The 5140-nt window shown below is 63.8% G+C and carries 5 protein-coding genes and 1 pseudogene; 1 reads left to right on the top strand and 5 read right to left on the bottom strand.

Going from position 1 to position 5140, the window contains the following annotated elements; translation table 11 throughout:
• The 5 genes from EN939_RS20135 to EN939_RS20115 form a co-directional block, all read right to left on the bottom strand.
• Positions 1–940 (bottom strand): CoA-binding protein (locus tag EN939_RS20135; RefSeq protein ID WP_164751098.1); only part of this gene is annotated, 940 nt, incomplete at its 3' end.
• A gap of 3 nt (positions 941–943) precedes the next feature.
• Positions 944–2107, bottom strand: coding sequence for an acyl-CoA dehydrogenase family protein (locus tag EN939_RS20130; protein WP_127269386.1), 1164 nt, complete (start codon positions 2105–2107; stop codon positions 944–946).
• Between the two features lie 4 nt (positions 2108–2111).
• Positions 2112–3215: a carnitine 3-dehydrogenase gene (locus tag EN939_RS20125; RefSeq protein ID WP_127269385.1), complete on the bottom strand. Its 1104-nt coding sequence runs from the start codon at positions 3213–3215 to the stop codon at positions 2112–2114.
• Positions 3212–3841 (bottom strand): HD domain-containing protein, encoded by a 630-nt coding sequence (locus EN939_RS20120; protein ID WP_127269384.1) that lies wholly within the window; start codon positions 3839–3841, stop codon positions 3212–3214. The genes EN939_RS20125 and EN939_RS20120 overlap by 4 nt, the downstream gene beginning before the upstream one ends.
• A gap of 22 nt (positions 3842–3863) precedes the next feature.
• On the bottom strand, positions 3864–4781 hold the full coding sequence (locus EN939_RS20115) for a 3-keto-5-aminohexanoate cleavage protein (protein WP_127269383.1): 918 nt from the start codon (positions 4779–4781) through the stop codon (positions 3864–3866).
• A 76-nt stretch (positions 4782–4857) separates the two neighbouring features.
• On the opposite strand from EN939_RS20115, the pseudogene EN939_RS20110 reads away from it, so the two are divergent.
• Positions 4858–5140: pseudogene (locus tag EN939_RS20110) on the top strand (GlxA family transcriptional regulator); the annotation flags it as partial.

Raw genomic sequence — 5140 nt, 5'->3', positions numbered from 1 at the left:
TGACAGAGGCCTCGCCGCCGGAGCAGCTCATCGACGACAGCCTATAGCCGGGCAAAGGTCCGGTGATGTGCAGCAGCTTCAGCGCTTCGATGAAGGCGGGAATCGAATCGACACGCGCAATGCCGAGCCGCCGCAGGAACGCACCCGAGGCCGCATCCGAGCCGGCCAGCGACGCGGTATGCGAGACGGTCGCCTGCCTGGCCTGTTCGGAACGGCCGACCTTCATGGCGATGATCGGCTTTTTCAGCTCGCGCGCCCGTGCTGCCAGCCGCTCGAAGCCGGCTACCGAATCGAAAGCCTCGATGTGCAGGCCGAGCGACGTGACCCGCTCGTCCTCGATCAGGCCAAGCGCCATTTCGGACAGCCCGGTCTGCGCCTGGTTTCCGGCGGTCATCAGGAAAGCGATCGGCAGGCCGCGCCTTTGCATCGTCATGTTGATGGCGATGTTGGAGGACTGGGTGATGATGGCGACGCCCTTGCCGCCCTCGGCCAGTCTTATGCCGCCATGCTGGTCGGGCCACAGCAGCGCGCCGTCGGCATAATTGATCAGGCCGTAGCAATTCGGCCCGATGATCGGCATCGAGCCGGCTGCCGCAACCAGCTCGGCCTGCAGCCGCTCGCCGTCGTCGTCGTAGGCCTCGGTCTCAAGGAAGCCGGCGGCAAAGCAGACGGCGCCGCCGGCGCCGCGCTCGGCCAGCGCCTTGATCACCTCGATGGTCAAATGCCGGTTGACGCCGACAAAGGCGGCGTCCGGCGCGTCAGGCAAATCGGCGACCGAACGATAGGCCTTGCGGCCCGCGACCTCGTCCTTGGTCGGATGCACCGGCCAGATCTCGCCGGCAAAGCCCATCTTGATCGATTGCGCGACGACGGCCGCGGCCTGCGCACCGCCGAAGACGGCGATCGATTTCGGCCGCAGGAGACGCTCAAGTTTATGCATATGTTATGCCCCGAACGGACGCAGCAGCGCCCTTGAAATAATGTGGCGCTGGATCTCTGACGTGCCTTCCCAGATGCGCTCGACGCGCGCGTCGCGCCAGATGCGCTCCAGTGGCAAATCGTCCATCAGTCCCATGCCGCCATGAATCTGGATCGCCTCATCGGCAACGTATGCAAGCATCTCGGTGGCCTTCAGCTTGGCCATGGCCATGTCCTGATCGGTGACAGTGCCCTGATCGTACTTCCAGCCGGCTTCGAACACCATCAGGTCGGCGGCCTTCAATTCGGTCGCCATGTCGGCAAGCTTGAACGACACGCCCTGGAACTTGCCGATCTGCTGGCCGAACTGCTGGCGCTGCGCGGCATACTCGATGGCATGGCCAAGCGCCCGCTCGGCGCGGCCGAGGCAGGTGGCGCCGACCTGCAGCCGGGTGGCGCCGAGCCATGAATTGGCGACGTCGAACCCCTTGTGGACTTCGCCCAACACTTGGGCGGCGGGAAGCCGGCAATCGTCGAATTCGAGGATGGCGTTGGTGTAGCCGCGATGCGAGACGTTGCGGTAGCCATCGCGGACGGTGAAGCCCTTCGTCCCTTTGTCGACGAAGAATGCGGTGATCTTCTTGCGTTTGCCGCGCGGCGAATCCTCTTCGCCGGAAGCCATGAAAACGATGGCAAAGTCGGCGAGGTCGGCGTGGGAGATAAAATGCTTGGTGCCGTTGAGTACCCAGTCGTCGCCGTCCTGTACCGCCGTCGCCTTCATGCCGCGCAAATCGGAGCCTGCGCCCGGCTCGGTCATCGCCAGACAGTCCCATTTCTCGCCGCGGATGCAGGGGAACAGGTACTTTTCGCGCTGCTCCGGCGTGCCGGCCAAAAGGATGTTGGAGGGCCGCGCCACGCAGGTCCAGTGCAGCGCGTAATTGGCGCGGCCAAGCTCCTTTTCGTAGAGCAGCCAAGTCACCGTATCGAGGCCAGCACCGCCGACATCGGCCGGCATGTTGGCGGCATAGAGCCCGGCTTCGATCGCCTTGACCTTGATCTCCTCGATCAGGTCGCGGCGCAGCACGCCGGTGCGCTCGACCTCGCGCTCATGCGGGTAAAGCTCGTTCTCGACGAACGCACGCGTCGTCTCGACGATGAGCCTCTGTTCCTCCGACAGCCCGAAATCCATGCTCTCAGCCTTTCTTCTTGCCGGGCTTTTTCTTCGGCTTTTCGGCTTTCTTGACCGGTTTCAAGGCTTTGGCCTTCTCGGCAGCCTTGGAGGCCGTGGGCTTCTTCGCCGCCAGCTTGGCCAGCTGCCTGGTATAGTCCTTGTGCAGGGCGCCGGCGCCCCAGCCCTTGCCTTTGTTCTGCTTCGACAGCGCATCCATGATGGCGACCAGATTGTCGTCGCGGATTTTTTCCAGCTCGCGGATCGACAGCCCATGCGCCTGGTCGTCCGACTGCGTGGCGATCAGGTCGACCAGTTCGTCGTTGAACTCCGGCACATCCATCAGCTTGGTCCATGGCCATTTCAGGCAGGGCCCGAACTGCGCCATGAAGTGGCGCATGCCGGCCTCGCCACCGGCGACGCGATAGACCTGGAACATGCCCATCTGCGCCCAGCGCAGGCCGAAGCCATAGCGCATGATGTCGTCGAGTTCCTCGACCGTGCAGATGCCGTCCTTGATCAGCCACAGCGCCTCGCGCCATGCCGCTTCGAGCAGGCGGTCGCCGACGAAGGCCTCGATCTCCTTGCGGATGACGACCGGCTTCATGCCGATCGAGGCATACATCTCCTTGGCGACCTCGATCGCCTCGGGAAAGGTCTGCTCGCCGCCCACGATCTCGACCAGCGGCAGGAGATAGACCGGGTTGAACGGATGGCCGACGACCAGCCGCTCCGGATGCTTCTTCATCGCCACCTGCATGTCGGTTGGCTTGATGCCGGAGGTCGAGGAACCGACAATCGCATTGGCCGGCGCGTGGGTATCGATCTCGGCGAGCACCCGGTGCTTGAGGTCGAGCCGTTCCGGCACGCTTTCCTGAATGAAATCGGCATCGGCCACTGCCTCGGCGATGGTCTTGGCAAAGGTCAGCTTGCCCTCTTTCGGCAAACCGCCGGGTACCATCTGCTTGTAGGCGCGGCGCGCGCCCTTCATCACTTCGCCGACCTTGCGCGACGCCTCGGGATCGGGATCGAAGATCGACACGTCGATGCCGTTGAGCAGCAGCCGCGCCACCCAGCCGGCGCCGATGACGCCGCCACCGATGGCGGCTGCCTTGTTGATGATGCTCATGCGGAAGCTCCGGTTCTGGTCATGGCGGTTGTGGGATCTATGAGCGGCACGCGTTCGCCGGCGCGGATCACGGACGGGTCGTATGCCTTGCGGGCGAAGACTTCGAGGACGAAGGGCCGGAAGAATTCGATCGGCAGCGTGTCATAATCGGGGTCGAAGCTGGACTGGTCCCAGCGTTCGCAAAACTGGTCGCAATCGTCGAAATAGGCGTGGCCGGCAAAGCGGTCGCGCGCATGGCGGTTACCGCCGAGGTGATGGGCATAGTAGAGCCGCTGGAAGTCGCCATGTTTCTCCACCACCCAAGTGCATTGTTCGCGCACGAAGGGTTTGAGGATCGAAGCGGCATATTCATCGTGATTGTAAGGCGCATAGATGTCGCCGATGTCGTGCAGTAGCGCGCAGGCGATCCAGTCGGTGTCGGCGCCGTCGCGCCAGGCACGCGTCGCCGCCTGCAGCGAATGGCCGAGCCGGGTGATCTTGTAGCCCGATAGGCCCGCGTCGAGCTGCACCAGCGCGTCGAGCAGCCGCTCGCCGGTCCTGGCCGCGTAGTCGATCTCATGCGCGGTCAGGAACTCGTAGTCGTCCCGGTCGCCATCCTTCATTGCGGTGAATTTTACGGTAGTCATGCCGACCCTCCCGACGAATAATTCATGCCGCGATCGGCGCCCGCTTGGTGAGGTTGAGCTTCTGCCGTACCTCTTCCGGCCCAAGAATCCTGGCGCCGAGATTGGTGACGATGCTGGCGGCGCGCTCGACCAACTGCGCATTGGTCGCCAGTACGCCCTTGTCGAGCCATAGATTGTCTTCCAGCCCGACGCGGACATTGCCGCCGGCCAGCACCGCCGCAGCAGCATAGGCCATCTGGTTGCGGCCGATGGCAAAGGCCGACCAGTTCCAGGTCGACGGCACATTGTTGACCATGGCCATGAAGGTGTTGAGGTCGTCCGGCGCCCCCCACGGCACGCCCATGCAGAGCTGCACCAGCGCATCGGGGTTGAGCACCTTTTCCTCGACCAGCTGCTTGGCGAACCACAAATGGCCAGTGTCGAAGGCCTCGATCTCCGGCTTGACGCCAAGCGCCGTCATCATGCCGCCCATGGCGCGCAGCATGCCTGGCGTGTTGGTCATGACATAGTCGGCCTCGGCGAAATTCATGGTGCCGCAGTCGAGCGTGCAGATTTCCGGCAGGCATTGGCGCACATGTTCCATGCGGTTGGTGGCGCCGCCCATGTCGGTGCCTTTTTCGTTGAGCGGCAACGGCGCTTCCGGCGATCCGAACACCATGTCGCCGCCCATGCCGGCGGTCAGGTTCAGCACGACGTCGACATTGGCCTCGCGGATGCGCTCGGTCACTTCGCGGTAGAGATGCACATCGCGCCTGGGCTTGCCGGTCTCGGGATCGCGGACGTGGCAGTGCACGATTGCGGCGCCAGCCTTGGCCGCGTCGATGGCCGAATCGGCGATCTGCTTTGGCGAGCGCGGCACATGAGGGCTGCGGTCCTGCGACCCGCCGGACCCGGTCACGGCACAGGTAATGAAGACCTCACGGTTCATCGCAAGCGGCATAGAACTCTCCTCCGAAAGAACAGTCCACAACAATGCCCGACTTGCCGGAAACTGTTTTGCGTTTTACGAAGCTTCCATGACGAAAAGCGAAAAACCGACGATCTTTCGTGCCGAGCGTCTGCCGCTCAAGGTGACGCTGCTGGTGTTTTCCGGCTCGTCGATCATGTGCGTGGCATCCGCCGTCGATCCACTGCGCGCCGCCAACCGCATCTCCGGCGAGACCCTGTTCGATTTTCGGCTGGTCTCGGTGACCGGCGAGGCTCCGGTCACCACATGCGGCCTGCCGGTGGCGGCCGGCGGCCGCTTCGATGCGGCTGACCCGACCCCCGCTATTGTCGTTGTCCCCTGCTTCGGCACCC

It is taken from the genome of Mesorhizobium sp. M7A.F.Ca.CA.002.05.1.1 (assembly GCF_003998335.1).
GTDB lineage: Bacteria > Pseudomonadota > Alphaproteobacteria > Rhizobiales > Rhizobiaceae > Mesorhizobium.
Note: the sequence above shows the minus strand (reverse complement) of the source record. Positions and strands in the feature narration are given on the sequence as shown.